The sequence below is a fragment of the Archangium violaceum genome (assembly GCF_016859125.1).
Lineage (GTDB): Bacteria > Myxococcota > Myxococcia > Myxococcales > Myxococcaceae > Archangium > Archangium violaceum_A.
In genome coordinates this window covers 1994537-2010493 of record NZ_CP069338.1, presented here as the reverse complement: position 1 = coordinate 2010493, position 15957 = coordinate 1994537, and the positions used below count along the sequence as shown (strand labels likewise).

Here is a 15957-nt window from a genome sequence, read left to right as displayed (position 1 = left end):
CCTCCCCTCAGTAACCCCGCTCGGCGAGGTATAGGTCCACCAGTGCGCCTTCTTCGTACCAGGCGTGACGCATCTCCGCGTTGAACCAGCGCGAGTCCGGCCGCGCCGTGCGCACCTCGAGCTTCACCTGGTTGGGTGCCGTGTCGATGACCGCCGCGCGCGCCTTGCACGCCTGCCCCGGCTCGTCACCGTAGCCGCCCTCCAGGCACACCTCGTCCCCCACGGACAGCCGCCGCGTGTACTCGGTCCCCAGGTACCTGGCTTCGTCACAGTGGCCCCGCACCGACGAGGTGCCGTGCTGCGCGCACCGGTCCTTCAGCGGCGCACGCACCACCGGAATGGACCCCACCAACGGGTCCTCGTCGTTGGGGTTGGGCCGGAATGCCTCCCGGGTCGCGCCACAGCCCGCCAGTACCCACAGCAGGCCTCCGCAGGCCCACGTCCACTTCATCGCTTCCTCGCCTCCGGGGCTCGACGCCCCTCCCAGGGAATTGGACGCACGAGCATGGCAAGCTCGCGCGGGAGCGTAAAGCGGCAGCGGACGCGAGCGTCCGGCGCCGCTCAGGCGATGCGTCGCGCCGGGCCCGGAATCTCCTCCGTCCGCCCGGGCACGATGCGGTTCTTCTCATCCACGAAGACGACCGTCGGCTTCCACTGGGCCGCCTCGTGCTCCTCCACCTCGGCGAAGGTGGCCAGGATGACCAGGTCCCCCGGCTTGTTGAGGTGCGCCGCCGCGCCGTTGATGCAGATGACGCCGCTGCCCGCCTCGCCCTCCAGGGCGTACGTCTCCAGGCGGGTGCCTCGCGTCACGTTCCACACCGCCACCTTCTCGAAGGGGAGGATGTCGGCGGCACGCAGCAGGTTGCTGTCGATGGTGACCGACCCCTCGTAATCCAGATCGGCCTGGGTGACGGTCGCACGGTGGATTTTGGATTTGAAGAAGATGCGGCGCATGGAGGGGCCCGGGAGATTTCCGCGCAACCGTAACGGGTGGAACGTCGGGGGACAACCTTCAAGAGCTCGGCTGCCTGGTTGCCCCCCCGGTAGAAACCGACTAACGCCGGAAATTCAATAGCTGGGAGATGTCCAGGGGCACGTTTTGTGAGCCCGAGACGAGCTGTCCGTCCAGCTTCACCTGGGCATTGCCGCCCGAGCGCAGGGCGTTGGCCGCGGCGGCGGCGCTCAGGAAGTTGATTTTGAGGGGCAGGGTGAGCTGGCGGCTGTTGCCGGCCTCCAGCATCCCCAGGTTGCCGGTGGAGAGGTTGCCCACATTGGCGCCGGCCACCTTGAGCGCGCCGCTGATGCCCGCCACCGGCAGCGGGAAGCTGTTGCGGTTCTTCACCGTGAGGGGGAACTCCACCGTGGCGCCCTGGAGGGTGACGTTGGTGATGCGGGGCGAGTCGAACTGCACCTGCGGAATCTTGGGGACCTCGAAGGTGCCCTCGTGCTCCAGGGGGAAGCTCAGCACGCCGAGGGGCGTCTTGATGCCGATGCTGCCCTGGGCCTTGTACGCGGCGGTGTCCTTGTTGAGGAACGTCATCACCACGGGGGCGATGTCCGCGAACTTCACGTTGGCGGGGAAGACGAGCTCGGACTTGCCGTTGGCGGCGATGTTGAGGCCCTTGGGCGGAGTGCCGGCCACCACCTGCTTGCCCTCGACGAAGAAGGCGTAGTTCACCGAGGCCAGGCTCAGCCCCAGCGGGTTGGGGTTGTTGAGCTGATAGACGAGGTCGACGGTGGCGTCGGAGAGCGAGGCCTGCGACAGGCGCGCCGTCTTGAAGGTGAGCTGGGGCTTCTTGAAGGCGCCCTTGAGCCACTTCTGGAGCGAGGCGCAGCCAGCGAGCAGGGTCAGACTGAGGGTCGCGAGGACGAGGAGCGAGCGGTTCATCTTCATGGTCATGGGCTTATCAGCGGACGGGTGGGGAGCCGAGCAATTCAAACCAGCTCGGGGGGGAAGCCGCCACCTGGAGGACGTGCGCGGGGTGGGGCAGGGGTGGTACTCCTGAGGACACCGTGAGAAAGCACGTCGCCCGGATCCTCCCCGCCGTCCTCAGTGGCCTGCTGTCGCTGTCCGCCTGCACGCGCGGTGTGGCCCAGGAGCCGGTACGCAAGGTGGCGCTCACCCCGTGCCGGCTGGAGGGGGCGGGCCGGCAGGGCCTGTGTGGCACCTACGAGGTGTGGGAGGACCGCGCGGCGAAGAAGGGGCGCAAGGTGCCGCTGAAGGTGGTGGTGGTGCCGGCGCTCGCGGCCTCGCCGGAGCCGGATCCCCTGGTGCTGCTGGCCGGTGGCCCCGGGCAGGGCGCCGCGAAGCTGGCCGGGCAGATGGTGCCCCTGTTGGAGCGCGTCCAGCGCAACCGGGACCTGGTCTTCGTGGACCAGCGGGGCACCGGGGACTCGCGGCCGCTCGAGTGCGAGCCGGTTCCTCCCGACGCGCCGCTGGCCCAGCAGTTCGACGACGCCTTCTTCGAGGAGGCGTTCCGCAAGTGCCTGGCCGGCTACGACGCGGACGTGCGCCTGTACACCACGCCCATCGCCATGGATGACCTGGACGAGGTGCGCGAGGCGCTCGGCTACCAGAAGCTGAACCTGTATGGCGTGTCCTACGGCACGCGCGCCGCGCTGGTGTACCTGCGCCAGCACCCGGAGCACGTGCGCTCCGCCATCCTCGAGGGCGTGGCGCCCATGTCGCTCCTGCTGCCCCTCTACGTCGCGCGCGACAGCCAGCGGGCCCTGGACCTGCTCTTCACCCACTGCGAGCAGGACGCGGCGTGCACGAAGCGCTACCCGGAGCTGCGCGGCCGCTTCGCGTCCCTGCTGGCCCAGCTCCGGAAGGAGCCCGTGCGCTCGCGGGTGGAGCACCCCCTCACCGGCGTGCCCGAGGACATCACCCTCACCTACGATGGGCTCACCGCGGTGCTGCGCGGGTTGCTCTACATGCCCGAGGCGGCCTCCCTGGTGCCGCTGGTGCTGGACCGGGCCACCCAGGGCGACTGGCGCTCCCTCGTCGCCATCCACCAGAGCATGACCGGCAGCTACGATCGCAACCTGAGCCAGGGCATGTTCTTCTCGGTGGTGTGCTCGGAGGACATGCCCTTCATCTCGGATGAGGCCATCACCCGCGAGACGAAGGGCACCTGGCTGGGCGAGGAGGGGGTACGCAAGATGCTCGCGCCGTGCGCGTTCTGGCCGCGCGGCGAGCTGGCCAGGGACTACCGCGAGCCTGTGAAGTCGGACGTACCGGTGCTGCTGCTGTCCGGCGAGCTGGATCCCGTGACGCCGCCCTCGTGGGCCGAGGACGCCAAGCGCACGCTGTCGAACAGCCTGCACGTGGTTCTTCCTGGCGTGGGGCACGGGACGAGCGCCATCGGGTGCGCGCGCTCGCTGATGGCGGACTTCGTGACCCGCGGAAGCGTGGAGGGGCTCGAGCCGAAGTGCGGCGAGGGCCTCAAGCGTCCGCCCTTCTTCACCTCCTTCGCCGGCCCGGTGCCCTGACATGATCGAAGTGACGAACCTGCACAAGCGCTTCGGCGCGGTGACGGCAGTGGAGGACGTGAGCTTCCGCGCCGAGGACGGTGTGGTGACGGGACTGCTCGGGCCCAACGGCGCGGGCAAGACGACCACGCTGCGGATGCTCTACACGCTCATCCGGCCGGACAGGGGCAGCGCGAAGGTGGACGGGCTGGAGGTGGCCGAGCGCCCGCTGGAGGTGCGCCGGGCCATCGGCGTGCTGCCGGACGCGCGCGGCCTCTACCCGCGCCTCACCGCCCGAGAGCACGTGCGCTACGCCGGCGAGCTGCATGGCCTGTCCGGCGCCGCGCTCGATGCGCGCATCGCCGAGCTGGTGGAGCTGCTGGACATGAAGGAGATCGCCGACCGGCGCACCGAGGGCTTCAGCCAGGGCGAGCGCATGAAGGTGGCGCTGGCGCGGGCGCTGGTGCACGGGCCTCGCAACGTGCTGCTGGACGAGCCCACCAACGGCCTGGACGTGATGAGCACGCGCGCGGTGCGCACGCTCATCCGCCGGCTGCGCGAGCAGGGGCACTGCGTGGTGTTCTCCAGCCACGTGATGCAGGAGGTGGCGGCGCTGTGCGACCGCATCGTGGTGGTGGCACACGGGCGGGTGGTGGCGGAGGGCACCCCGGATGAGCTGCGCGCTCGCACGGGCAAGGACAGCCTCGAGGAGGCATTCGTGACGGTCATCGGCAGTGACCAGGGGTTGATGCAGTGAGGGCGCTCCTTTCCACGGTGTTCCGCAAGGAGCTGCGCGACCACCTGCGCGACCGGCGCTCGGTGATGAGCGCGCTGGGCTTCACCCTGATGGGGCCGATCATCTTCGGGGTGATGTTCACGGTGATGGCTTCCTGGTTCCGCAAGGACAAGCCGCTGGAGCTGCCGGTGGCGGGGCGGGCGAACGCGCCGAGCCTCATCGCGTTCCTGGAGCGCTCCGGGGTGGAGCTGTCCGAGCCCCCCTCCGATTACGAGGCACGCATCCAGGCGGGCAAGCTGGACGCGGTGCTCATCATCCCCGAGGACTACGGCAAGTCCTTCGAGGCGGGGCGCACGGCGGAGGTGCAGCTGGTGATGGACAACTCGCGCAACCAGGCGCGCGCCACCGTCCGCCGGGTGGAGCAGTTGCTCGGTGCGTACTCGGGCATGCTGGGCTCGCAGCGGCTGCTGGCTCGCGGCGTGGCGCCGCAGCTGGCCATGCCGGTGAAGGTGGCGGAGGTGGACCTGTCCACGCCGGAGCGGCTGGCGGCCAATCTGCTCACCGTCATCCCCATCTTCCTGGTGTTTGCGGCCTTCTCGGGCGGGATGAACGTGGCCATCGACGCCATGGCGGGCGAGCGCGAGCGCGGCTCGCTGGAGTCGCTGCTGCTCAACCCCGTTCAACGCGAGGCCCTGGTGATGGGCAAGTGGCTCTCGGCCGTGGTGTTCGCCTGCGCGGCGGCCACGGTGTGCCTGGTGGCCTTCATCGTGGTGATGCTCCGGGTGCCCTTGCAGGACATGGGCGTCAAGGTGCGGCTGGACATGGCGACGGTGCTGGGCCTGTGGGTGGCGGTGCTGCCGCTGGCGCTGATGGCCTCGGCGATGCAGATGCTGCTGTCCACCTTCGCGCGCTCCTTCAAGGAGGCGCAGACGTACATGCAGGTGCTGTCGCTGCTGCCCACGGTGCCGGGCATGGCGCTGGTGCTGTCGCCCGTGCAGAGCAAGCCGTGGATGTTCGCCGTGCCGGTGCTGGGGCAGGAGATGCTGGTGCAGGAGCTCATGCGCGGCGAGTCGTTGGGCGCGATGCCATTCCTCATGGGCCTGGTGAGCTGCTGCGTCCTGGCGTTCGTGTTCCTGGCGTGGACGGCGCGGCTGCTGGCCGACGAGCGCATCATCTTCGGCCGCTCCTGAGCCAACCAAGGGTCCACCCCCGCACACTCGGGATTCCGTTCTGTGTGCGAGTGATCCGTCGCACCAGGGGACCGGGTGGCATGAGGGAAGTCCATGCCCCACCTTGAGAATCGAAATGACCCCGGAGCGAGAATTGAATCTCCTTCCGGCGCCGGCCTCCGTGGCCACGGCGTCGGGTGAACCCCGATTCGGTACCTACCAGGGCGAGCTGCCCTCGGTGGACCTCTCCCAGCTGAAGGGACGGTGGGCCCCCGCGGCGGCTCCCGCCCGGCTGCTCAAGCGCAAGCGCTGGCACTACACCCTGGCGGCCACGCCCGAGGTGCTCGCGCTCTTCGCGGTGGTGGACGTGGGCTATTCGGCCAACGCCTTCGCCGTGGCGCTGGACCTGAAGGAGCAGCGGCCCCTCTGCGACGTCAGCTTCCTGGGCGCCCCTGGCCCGCTCGCCGAGGTGAGCGACAGGCCCGGCGCGGGACTGACGGCCTCGTTCCGCACCCTGGGCGGACGGCTCTCCGCGCGGCGCGGTGAGGAAGATGAGCGCTACCGCCTGCAGGTGGACGTGAGCCGATTGCGCACGGGCAGTCTCCAATCGTTCCTGTGGAATGGGGACCTGCTGGTGGCCGGTGGTCCTCCGGCGCTGACGGTGATCGCCCCCGTGGAGGGGGACGGCTTCGTCAACGTCACCCAGAAGCGCAGCGGGATGTTGGCCTTCGGCAGCCTGGAGGCGGGAGGCAAGCGCTTCCGGCTGGATGGCGGCGTGGGTGGCACCGACTACACCCAGGGCTACCTGGCCCGGCGTACCGCGTGGCGATGGGCCTTCCTGGCGGGCAGGCTGGCGGATGGCACGCCGGTGGGCCTCAACCTCGTCGAGGGCTTCAACGAGAGCGCCGGCACCAACGAGAACGCGCTGTGGTTGGGCAACCGGCTCTACCCGCTGGCCCGAGCGCACTTCGAGTACGACCGCAACGAGCTGATGAGCCCCTGGCGCATGCGGACGGTGGACGGCGCGGTGGACCTGCGCTTCCAACCCCTCTACGTCCACCGGGAGGATCACGACTTCAAGGTGGTGGTGAGCCACTTCGCCCAGCCGCTCGGTCTCTTCGAGGGCTCCGTCCGGGTGGGTGGCCAGACGCACCGTCTGTCCGGAGTGCCCGGCGTCACCGAGGATCAAGACATGCTGTGGTGATAGGCTCCGGAGGCCTTGTCCTCCATCGAGCCTGGGACTTCCGTTGGTCGCTACCGCGTCATCCGCCTTCTCGCCCAGGGCGGCATGGCCGAGGTCTACCGCGCCGAGCAGGCCCTCGCCGGGGGCATCGTCCGCCCCGTCGCCCTGAAGGTCATCCGGCCGGAGTACTCGGAGTCCGAGGACTTCCGCGAGATGTTCCTCGACGAGGCGCGCACCGCCTGCACGCTGAGCCACCCCAACATCGTCCACATCTACGAGGTGGGTGACGCGGACGGGCTCCTCTACATGGCCATGGAGCTGGTGCCCGGCGAGTCGCTCGCGGAAGTGGAGCGCGTGCTGCGCCAACGCGGGGAGCGCTTCACGGACGAGGCGCTGCTGGCGGTGGGCATCTCCACCTGTGCGGCGCTGGAGGCCGTGCACGCGCGGCCCAACCTGGTGCACCGGGACGTGTCGCCGCAGAACCTGCTGCTGACGGCCGCGGGGTCGCTGAAGCTCATCGACTTCGGCATCTCCAAGGCGGCCACCAACCGCAACCTCACCCGCGCTGGCACCACCAAGGGCAAGGCGGGCTACTTCTCTCCGGAGCAGGCCAGGGGCAAGCCGCTCGACGGGCGGAGCGATCTCTTCTCGCTGGGCGTCACCCTCTACCAGCTCGCCGCGGGCGTGGGCCCGTTGGATGCGTATCCCACGTTGATCTCCCGCAACACCGCGCTGGTTCGGGGCGAGTGGGAGCCCCTCTCGCGCGTGTGCCCGGAGCTGCCTCGCGGCCTCCTCGCCGTGGTGGAGCGGGCCATGCGCCTGAAGCCCGAGGAGCGCTACCCCGACGCGCGCGCCATGCGCGAGGAGCTGGAGTCGGTGGCGTTCGCGGCGGGTCTGCCCGTGGGACCCGGCTCGCTCGCGGGCTACGTGCGGGAAGAGGGCGAGGAGATCTCCGTCTCCAGGTCGAGCCCGCGCCGGACCCGGGGGCGTGCCTCCGGATTGTCCCCGGTCTCGACGCCCTCGAGGGCCCAGGCCAGTCGACTCCCGGGAGGCCGCAAGGTGTGGGCACCCGTGGCGGGAGTGGTGGTGGGATTGGGCCTCTCGCTCGCGGCGGGAGCCATCCTCCTTCCCGGTGAGCAGCCCGTGGCCGTGGCGCCGCCCGTGGCCGTGGCGCAGCCAGTGCCCGTGGTGCCACCCGTGGCCACGACGGCCCCGGAGCCCGCGCGGCCGGCGGAGCCCGAGGCGCTCGCGCCCGTCGCGGCCTCCGAGCCCGCTCGAGCCCAGGTGTCCCGTCCGAAGCGCGAGTCCAAACGCTCCCGGGAGCAGGCTCGTACGGGGGCGGCCTCCGCTCCCGCTGCCCCCGAGGAGGTGCTCGAGGGCGAGGGCGAGCTGCGCCTCGGCACTGTGCCCGCGTTGATGGGGAAGGCGACGGTGGTGTTGCCGGAGCGCGGGCGCGAGGAGATGCCCCTCACCCTGCGCCGCTGGAAGGCCGGCCGCTACGAGCTGGAGTTCTCCTCTCCCGAGGGCCCGGCGCGCTGCGGGGTCAAGGTCCGCCCCGAGAAGCGCACCCTGGTCGTCTTCGACGGCAAGGGCTGCAAGATACAGTACCTCGATTGAGCGGCGATCCAAGCCGCACGGCTTACCTCAATACCGGCGGTAGGGAGTGGGCGCGATGGCTCATGTCGCGTCTGGAAGACGAGTTCCATGAGACTGACGATGTATCAATGGGTGGGAATGCTGTGGGCGGGGCTGCTGCTCGTGGGGTGTGGCGATGACGCTCCAGAGCTGCCACGGCCTCCGCTCAGACCCCTGTGGTCATCGGACAACCGGAAGGTGGCCAATGACAACCAACCGCGGCTGAAGGCGCGTGTCGAGAGCGCGGCTCTCGAGGTCTACCTGGGGCCGAACTGCGAGGGGACGTTCATCCAGCGGGTAGAGGATTCGGACGCCTACTACACGGAGTTCTCGCTCTCCGTCCCGGACAACTCCACCACGGTCATCTCGCTCCGGGCCGTCAAGGACGACCGGGTCTCCGAGTGCTCCGAGCCGTTCACCTATACCGAGGACAGCATCCCGCCTCCGGCACCGCGATGGGCGGAGGGCAACCCGGTGCTGGGCAAGGACAGCAACATCGTCCTGAGGGTGATCGCGGAGCCGGGGACCGCGCGCGTGGCCCTCCACGTCGGTGACGAGTGCGAGCCCTCCTGGTCGAGCACCGCCACCCCGGATGCGACGGGGATGGCCTCGCTCTCCGGGTACGTCTCGTTCAACAAGAAGGAGCGTTTCTTCGCCATGGCCCTGGACGAGGCGGGAAACGTCAGCGAGTGCTCGGCGGTCCACGCCTATACCCGGGACAGCAACCCACCCGCGGCTCCGCGATGGTCGTCCTCCACTCCCCGGACGGCCAACCGCAACGACCCCTCCCTGACCCTGGACGTGGAGGCTGGCGCCCAGGTGGAGCTCTTCGCCAACCCGGACTGCACGGTGCCGGCGCTCGAGACCGTCACGGCGGGAGCGTCGGGCCAGGCCCTCTTCACGGTGACGGTGGCGGACGACAGCACGTCGCTCTTCTCCGCCTGGGCCAGGGATGCGGCTGGCAATCGGAGCGGGTGCTCGGCGGCCCTCGAATACATCGAGGACAGCCAGTCGTCCGCCGCGCCGTCGGTGCTCGTGCTTTCCCCCTCCTCACCAGGTTCTTCCTCCACCGTCTCCGTGAGCGGCAGGGCCGCCGGGGGAGATCCCCGTGCGCTCCTCTTCACCACCGAGGGCTGTGTGGGGACATTCGTCGCGGAGGCGTCGGCGGCCGGCTCCGGCTCCTTCATCGTGACCACCTCCGTCCCACGCAACTCCACCACCTCCTTCTTCGTGGCCACGGAGGACGCGGCGGGGAACCGCTCGGCGTGCGTGGGGCCCCTGGTCTACGTGCAGGACGGCGTGCCACCGTCGGTCGTGGGCGCGAAGGTGGCCAATGGCCCGGGGGCGCATCAGGGCCACCAGCGTGCCACCGACGTCTTCGAGGCCAACTGGAGTGGCTTCTCGGACTCGAACGGCGTCGTGTTGTACGAGCACGTGATCTCCGTCTCCTCCCGGTGCCAGGGGTACTTCACCGAGAGCCTGCACACCACGGAGCAGACGTCCACGCGGCTCACCGGCTTCTCGCTCTGGGAAGATGGGCCCTTCTTCCACTGCGTGCGCGCGAAGGACGCGGCGGGCAACTGGAGCCCGTTCGTGGCGTCCGAGGGCTTCTGGGTGGACCTCACGCCGCCTTCCGTCGCGAGCGTGTCGCCCACACAGGACGCAGTGGCGGTGGACATCCTGGCGCCCATCCGCTTCACCTTCAGCGAGCCGGTGGACGTCTCCAGCCTCACGCCCGAGGGGTTCTCGCTGGAGGTGCGTGGCACGCGCGTGGCGACGACGATGACCTGTGATGACTCGGCGACGAGCTGTGCCTTCACTCCCGTCAGCCCGTTGCCCTACCGCGAGACGGTGCGCGCGGTGCTGTCCGCCCCGGTGAAGGATCGGGCCGGATGGGCGATGACGTCGAGCGTGACCGTGGGCTTCACCACGCGTGGCCGGGAGTGGCAGCCGCCGCGCGAGGTGCATTCGGTGCGGCCCGGACTCTTCCCGGACGTCGCCGTCGATGGACAGGGACACGCGCTGGCCATCTGGGTGCAGGACACCTCCGGTGTCGCCTTCCGTCCCTTCGCCAGCCGCTACTTGCCCCACGTGGGCTGGGAGCCGGCGCGCGAGCTCGACACCGTCCACCCGGGGGATGTGGAGCGCCCCGCCGTGGCGGTGAACGAGGTGGGTTTCGGAGTGGCCGTCTGGGAGCTTCATGTCGGCTCACAGGTGGACCTCTATGCCGTCGAGTACTCCCCGGGCTCGGGTTGGAGCACACCCCACCTGCTGGAGACGCGCGCCGAGCCGGTGAGCACGCCGCGGGTGGGGGTGGATGCGCAGGGCAACGCGCTCGTCGTGTGGAGGCAGTCGGATGGCGGTGCCGAGAGCCTGTGGGCCGCGCGCCTCGTGAAGGACGGTGGTTGGAGCGCGCCGCTGCTGCTGGAGTCGGGGCCGGGAGCCACCTCCGTGCCCACGTTGGCGCTGGAGGGCTCCGGGCGAGCACTGGTGGCGTGGCTGCAACCGGACTCCGGAGGCACCCCGCGCGTCCAGGCCAGCCGCTTCGTGCCCGGCTCGGGGTGGACGCCACCGGAGCAGGCCGCCGCATCGGGAGAGGGCACCTCGGTGTCCGCCGCACTGAGCGCGGATGGCTCGGCGTTCATCCTGTTCCGCTGGCGCGATGCCGGGACGGGCTCCTCCTCCCTCTACGCCACCCGCTTCGTCCCGGGCGAGGGCTGGCGCGAGCCGACCGCCGCTCTGGGCGACGCTCCGCCAGGTGGGGATGACCCCGCGGTGGCCATGGATCGCTGGGGCCGCGCGATGGTCTCCTGGACGGGGCCTCGCACCGGCAGCTCGACGGTCTTCTTGAAGCGCTTCACTCCCGAGAACGGCTGGCAGCCCGTGGCGATGGACCAAGGTCAGTCGGTGCAGCCCTCGGTGGCGGCGGATGGGCAGGGCAACTTCCACATCGTCTGGGTGGAGAACGTGAGCGGCGTGGACCGGGTCTTCGGGGCCCGCTACCCCGAGGGAGCCACCACGCTGAGCTTCATCGGGGCGCTCGAGCCCGTCCATGGTGGAACCTCGAAGCGACCGAGGGTCCGAGCGAACGGGGCGGGGGCAGCGGTGACGGTGTGGTACCGGGACAACGGTGGGGGCTTCTCCAGCAACCTCGTGCACGCCACCGTCTACGAATAGGGGGGCTGTACCTCCGCGAGTCCCGCCTGGCCTAGACTGGAGGTCTCGCTTCGGACCCCCCCATGACATGCCCCCATTGCGGTCACCCCCTTTCCGATGAGTCGCCAGGTTTCTGCAACGGGTGCGGCCAGATGTTCGAGGGGGGTGATTACAACCCGGAGTACTCATGGGAAGCACCGCCTCCCTCGACCGCCGAGCGGTTGGAGCAGTTGCTCTCCAAGGTGGCCGGGCCCGTTGGCGCCGTCGCCGGACAGGTGGGCGAGGCCTTCCGGAGCGTGCTGGACGACCCGCGCCTGCGCTCGCTGCTTCCGGGGGGCTCCCTGACGCTGCTGGGACTGGGGCTCGTGGGGCTGGCGCTGCTGCTGTCGTTCCTGCCGTTCGTCATGGGCATCGGGCTCATCGCCACGGGAGTGATGCTCCTGGCGGGCGCGCTGGTGGCCGTGAACGAGTGGCGCATCATCAGCCAGCCCGAGCTGCAGGTGCCGGGCTCCGCGCCCCTCCGCCGCCTGCCGCCATCACTCGAGAACCTCCCCGAGGACACCCAGCACCCGGCCATCGCACGGCTCTTCGCCTTGTTCACCTGTGCGTACGCCGTGCTGATGCTGGGCTTCGGGCCTGTCTCGCTGGTGTGGATGCTCGCCGCCTTGATGCTCGGCTACGACCAGGGCCGCATGTACTTCGCGGATGCGCCCCCGGAGGAGTTGGACATGCACCCCCACGGTCTCCGGCTGCACCGCTGGGTGGTGGTGGGCGTCGTCCTCTGCTCCTTCTCGCTCCTGCTCGCGTGGGGGCGCGGTACCCTGCATGCGCCCGGATTGTCGGGCGCGGAGCAGCCACTCTCGGTGCTCACCCAGAGCTCGCTGCTGCTGCTCGCGTGCTCCGCCGTGAAGCACCGGGGCCTGTCCGCGCTGCACCCGCTCGCGCTCATCCTCATGGGCGTGTGGCTCACGCTCTGGTTCTTCCTGATGATGAGCCCCTACGCCGTGGGCCCGTGGTTCTACCTCCCGGGCCTCCTGGTGCTCGACGCCGTCATCGTGTTCCACCTCGTGCGGTTGGGCCGGGGGGACACTCCGGTCGAGGCGCCGGCCTCGGACATGGACATGCGGGGCTGAGCATGCCTTCCATTGCTCCAGCGTTCTCTCCGCGGAAAGGCCCACGAGACCGTCAACGTTTTTGGCGATCTCGGTAAGTCCCCGTACCCCCTCGTCCGGTTCGGACTCCAACACCGAGCCAGCAACCCAGCACCGGGTTCCCGGATCTGGATCATCGAGCAACTTCAATAGCTGACGTTGCGCTTCGATACCTCTCGCTCGTAGCTCCCTTTCGAGTGCAACAAGAAGATCGTACATGCGATTGGCGTCTTTGGGCTTGCCCGCATGGATCTCTGGCCACCTCTCTGCGGAAAGGGTTCTGATCTTCTCGACCAACTCCTCTGTCGAGAAGCTTCTTTGCTTGTGTTTTTCTCATGGCTCTCCGGGCGAGCCGCCCGAGCTGGAAGCCCAAACCTACCGATTACGGAAAACGGCTGACAGTCACGTCTGGCCGTCGGGTCTGGTGAGGTGCCTCCAACTCGATGGGCGGGGCCAACCGGGCTGCCGTTCCGTGCGGCATGCTCCGCCTCATCCCTGCCGTAAGCTCCCGGGGTCCTGCGAGCACGGGAGAGAAGCCCCAGGACCTACAGCCGTCTACTCAGGGGCGGGTCTCGGAACCCCATACCCTCACCCCGGCCCTCTCCCAGAGGAGAGGGAGTTTGGGGTTCAGCGATTCACGGCTGGCGCTCGAGCCAGGCGCTGACCTCGGACAGGGCCCGCTCTCGCAGGGCCACGTCCTGCTCCAGCTTCTCCAGCGTCTGCTCCGTGGCCTGCTTCGCCTCCTCCACCGGGTGCGTCGTCAGCAGCTTGCGCGCCTCGTCCAGTTGCTTGCGCTCGCGCAGCGCTCCCATCGACTCCACCACTCGACGCAGCAGCATCGGCGCCCGTCCCGTCCTCCCCAGGACGTCCTCCCACCGCTTCTGCGTCTCCGCCCACCACGCGTCGCGGCCCGTCCGGTTGCCCATCAGCCCCATCATGAAGCTCGCCACGTCCTGCATCTTCACCTTGTCCGTGAAGAACAGTTTCTGCGCGTCCGCCGCCAGCGCCGGCTCCTCGAAGGCCGTCAGCGCCATCAGGTAGCGCCGCTGCGTCGCCGGATCCGGCTCCCCCGGCATCTTCTCCAGAATCTTCTCGTAGAGCGCCCGGTCTCCCGCTCGCGCCACCATGCCCACCGCCACGTCCAGCAGGTTCGGCTCCAGCGCCGTCTTGTCCCCGTTCAGCATCCGCTCCACCCGGGGCCTCGCCTCCGCCAGCGCCTCCGGGCTGCGCGCCACACCGCCCACCGCTCGCACCAAGGCCGCTCGCCGCAGCTTCACCCGGTCCGACTCCCCCGGCTCCGAGTCCCAGCCCAGCTTCTTCAACCCCGCCCCCAGCAGCTTCTCCACCCACCGGCGGAAGCGCTCCTGCTCCTCACCCTCCACCAGCCGGCCCTCCACGTACGCCAGCCGGCCCACCAGCTCGTCCAGCACGGCGTCGTCCTCCTCGCCTCCGAAGCGGCCCGCGAGCTCCAGGAAGGCCGCCACCGTCGCCTGTCCGCTGCGCGCCAGCGCCCACTGGTCCGCCAGCAGCGAGATGCGCTCCGAGGGCGCCAGCGCCGCCAGGTTCGCCGACATCCGCTCCAGCGCCGCGGCGTCGTACTGCACCCGGTAGAAGCCCGTGGAGCCCGCGTTCGCGCACAGCCACTTCACCTCGCCCGAGCCCTCCAGCGTCACCTTCGCCTGCGCCTCGCGCAGCAGCACCCGCTGCTCGCGCACCCCGCCCGCGTCCGCGTACCGCAGCACCATCGGCACCGGCCAGTGCTCACCGCTCTTCACGCCCGGCTCCGAGTAGTACCGCTGCTGCGACAGCGTCACCGTCCGCCCGTCCAGAGCCACCGACACCAGCGGGTAGCCGCTCTGGCCGATCCACGCGTTGGCCAGCTCCAGCACCGGCTGCGACGAGGCATTGGCCAGCGCCCTCCACAGGTCGTCCGCCACCGCGTTGGAGCGCGCGTGCTTGCGCATGTACTGGCGCATGCCCTCGCGGAAGGCCTCCTCGCCGAGGAAGCCTTCGATCATCCGCAACACCGCGCCGCCCTTCTCATAGGTGATGAGGTCGAAGCTCTCGCCCGCCTCGTGCGCGTTGCGCACCTCGCCGCGGATGGGGTGCGTGGAGCGCAGCGCGTCCAGGTGCAGCGCCGCCGCCTTCCCCGCGTCGAAGTCCAGCCACACCCGCCAGTCCGGCTTCCAGCTGTCGACGATCTTGTACGCCATCCACGTGGCGAAGGCCTCGTTCAGCCAGAGGTCATCCCACCACACCATCGTCACCCAGTTGCCGAACCACTGGTGCGCCAGCTCGTGCGTCACCACCTCGGCCACCCGCTTCTGCACCGACAGCGGCGCCGTGGCCGGGTCCAACAGCAGCGCGATTTCGCGGTAGGTGATGAGGCCCGCGTTCTCCATGGCGCCGGCCTCGAAGTCGGGGATGCCCACCTGGTCCACCTTGCCGAAGGCGTAGGGCAGCCCGAAGTAGTCCTGCAGCCGGGGCAGCGCCGCGAGCGCCGCGTCCTGGCCGAAGCGCGTCAGGTGCTGCTTCTCCGGCAGCGCCCACGTGCGCACCGGAATCCCCTGCACCTTCTCCTCGGGCGTGCCCACCAGCGGGCCACACACCAGCGCCACCAGGTACGAGCTGAGCACCTCCGTCTCCTGGAAGGTCAGCTTGCGCAGGGGGCCGTCCTGCTCGTCCTTCACCAGCGCCCCGTTGGCCAGCGTCGTCAGCCCCGGCGGCACCCGCACCGTGAGCGCCCAGCGTGCCTTGAAGGCCGGCTCGTCGAAGCACGGGAAGAGCCGCCGCGCGTCCGCCGCCTCGAACTGCGTGGCCGCCACCTTGCCCGCCGCGTACAGGCCCCGCAGGCCCTCGGTGAAGCGCCCCGTCCACGCCACGTCCAGCGCTCCCGCGCCCTGCGGAAGCGGCTCGTCGAAGCGCAGCACCACCGTCTCGCTCGCCTGCACCGGCCGCAGCTCCGTGGGCTTGACGCTCTTGCCGTTGCCCGCGCGGAACGTCACCTCGCCGAGCTGCAGCGCGATGGCGTGCAGGATGATTTCATTCGAGGGCTTCTCGAGGTCGAGCTCGATGGTCTGCTGGCCCGTGAAGCTCTTGGCTTCCATGTCGAGCGTCAGGGTGACCTCGTAACGCCGGGGACGGATGGAGAGGGGAAGTCGGAAGTTCTTGTCGTCAGTCGCGTGCGCCATAGGGGTCGGACTCTAGCGGGAGTGCAGGCGAGGGCCTGGTACGGAGTGAAGAAGTCGTGGGACTGGCGTCCACCGGGTGACGGCTCGACCTGTCACGCCCGGTCCAGGACGCACCCCATTGCTTGAAAAAGAAGGGAATCCCGGAACAGCCCCACCAGGGGTTGAAGGTGTAGGGGATGAGCTCCATGGAAGCGGCCGACGGGGAAGGTAGGAACCCCCTTGTCCGTGGGCGAGAGGTGGGTGGCTCGGGCCTGGAGGGCAGACC

The 15957-nt window shown here is 69.7% G+C and carries 11 protein-coding genes; 7 read left to right on the top strand and 4 right to left on the bottom strand.

All coding sequences use genetic code 11. From position 1 onward, the window contains the following. Positions 1–7: 7 nt before the first annotated feature. The 3 genes from JQX13_RS08590 to JQX13_RS08580 all read right to left on the bottom strand — a co-directional run bounded on the left by JQX13_RS08590 (position 8) and on the right by JQX13_RS08580 (position 1900). Positions 8–451: a hypothetical protein gene (locus JQX13_RS08590; protein WP_203408559.1), complete on the bottom strand. Its 444-nt coding sequence runs from the start codon at positions 449–451 to the stop codon at positions 8–10. Between the two features lie 110 nt (positions 452–561). After that, positions 562–954: an aspartate 1-decarboxylase gene (gene panD, locus JQX13_RS08585; protein ID WP_203408558.1), complete on the bottom strand. Its 393-nt coding sequence runs from the start codon at positions 952–954 to the stop codon at positions 562–564. A gap of 100 nt (positions 955–1054) precedes the next feature. After that, positions 1055–1900 carry an LEA type 2 family protein gene (locus tag JQX13_RS08580; protein WP_203408557.1) on the bottom strand — a complete coding sequence of 282 codons (846 nt, stop codon included), beginning with the start codon at positions 1898–1900 and terminating at the stop codon, positions 1055–1057. Between the two features lie 113 nt (positions 1901–2013). Between JQX13_RS08580 and JQX13_RS08575 the strand changes: the two genes are divergently transcribed. The 7 genes from JQX13_RS08575 (at position 2014) to JQX13_RS08545 (ending at position 12483) form a co-directional block, all read left to right on the top strand. Then, a complete protein-coding gene (locus JQX13_RS08575) occupies positions 2014–3492 on the top strand; it encodes an alpha/beta hydrolase (protein ID WP_203408556.1) in 1479 nt (492 codons plus the stop codon). Between the two features lies 1 nt (position 3493). Beyond that, positions 3494–4228 (top strand): ATP-binding cassette domain-containing protein, encoded by a 735-nt coding sequence (locus JQX13_RS08570; RefSeq protein ID WP_203408555.1) that lies wholly within the window; start codon positions 3494–3496, stop codon positions 4226–4228. After that, positions 4225–5397, top strand: a complete 1173-nt coding sequence (locus JQX13_RS08565; RefSeq protein ID WP_203408554.1) for an ABC transporter permease — start codon at positions 4225–4227, stop codon at positions 5395–5397. Before JQX13_RS08570 ends, JQX13_RS08565 begins: the two co-directional genes overlap by 4 nt. Before the next feature lie 115 nt (positions 5398–5512). Then, the gene (locus JQX13_RS08560; protein ID WP_203408553.1) at positions 5513–6580 is read left to right on the top strand and encodes a DUF2804 domain-containing protein; all 1068 of its coding nucleotides are present in this window, start codon (positions 5513–5515) and stop codon (positions 6578–6580) included. A 15-nt stretch (positions 6581–6595) separates the two neighbouring features. Then, positions 6596–8176: a serine/threonine-protein kinase gene (locus tag JQX13_RS08555; RefSeq protein WP_203408552.1), complete on the top strand. Its 1581-nt coding sequence runs from the start codon at positions 6596–6598 to the stop codon at positions 8174–8176. A gap of 87 nt (positions 8177–8263) precedes the next feature. Beyond that, entirely contained in the window at positions 8264–11371 is a 3108-nt protein-coding gene (locus JQX13_RS08550; RefSeq protein ID WP_203408551.1) for an Ig-like domain-containing protein, read from the top strand. Positions 11372–11502: 131 nt separating this feature from the next. Next, positions 11503–12483, top strand: a complete 981-nt coding sequence (locus JQX13_RS08545) for a hypothetical protein (RefSeq protein ID WP_203408550.1) — start codon at positions 11503–11505, stop codon at positions 12481–12483. A 653-nt stretch (positions 12484–13136) separates the two neighbouring features. Here the strand turns inward: JQX13_RS08545 and JQX13_RS08540 are convergent. After that, positions 13137–15692 carry a M1 family metallopeptidase gene (locus JQX13_RS08540; RefSeq protein ID WP_203408549.1) on the bottom strand — a complete coding sequence of 852 codons (2556 nt, stop codon included), beginning with the start codon at positions 15690–15692 and terminating at the stop codon, positions 13137–13139. Positions 15693–15957: the final 265 nt, after the last annotated feature.

Bases quoted from the DNA above. Each gene is read 5' to 3' on its own strand.
- JQX13_RS08590 (WP_203408559.1), bottom strand. From the start codon at position 451: ATGAAGTGGACGTGGGCCTGCGGAGGCCTGCTGTGGGTACTGGCGGGC.
- panD (WP_203408558.1), bottom strand. From the start codon at position 954: ATGCGCCGCATCTTCTTCAAATCCAAAATCCACCGTGCGACCGTCACC.
- JQX13_RS08580 (WP_203408557.1), bottom strand. From the start codon at position 1,900: ATGACCATGAAGATGAACCGCTCGCTCCTCGTCCTCGCGACCCTCAGT.
- JQX13_RS08570 (WP_203408555.1), top strand. From the start codon at position 3,494: ATGATCGAAGTGACGAACCTGCACAAGCGCTTCGGCGCGGTGACGGCA.
- JQX13_RS08560 (WP_203408553.1), top strand. From the start codon at position 5,513: ATGACCCCGGAGCGAGAATTGAATCTCCTTCCGGCGCCGGCCTCCGTG.
- JQX13_RS08550 (WP_203408551.1), top strand. From the start codon at position 8,264: ATGAGACTGACGATGTATCAATGGGTGGGAATGCTGTGGGCGGGGCTG.
- JQX13_RS08545 (WP_203408550.1), top strand. From the start codon at position 11,503: ATGTTCGAGGGGGGTGATTACAACCCGGAGTACTCATGGGAAGCACCG.
- JQX13_RS08540 (WP_203408549.1), bottom strand. From the start codon at position 15,692: ATGGCGCACGCGACTGACGACAAGAACTTCCGACTTCCCCTCTCCATC.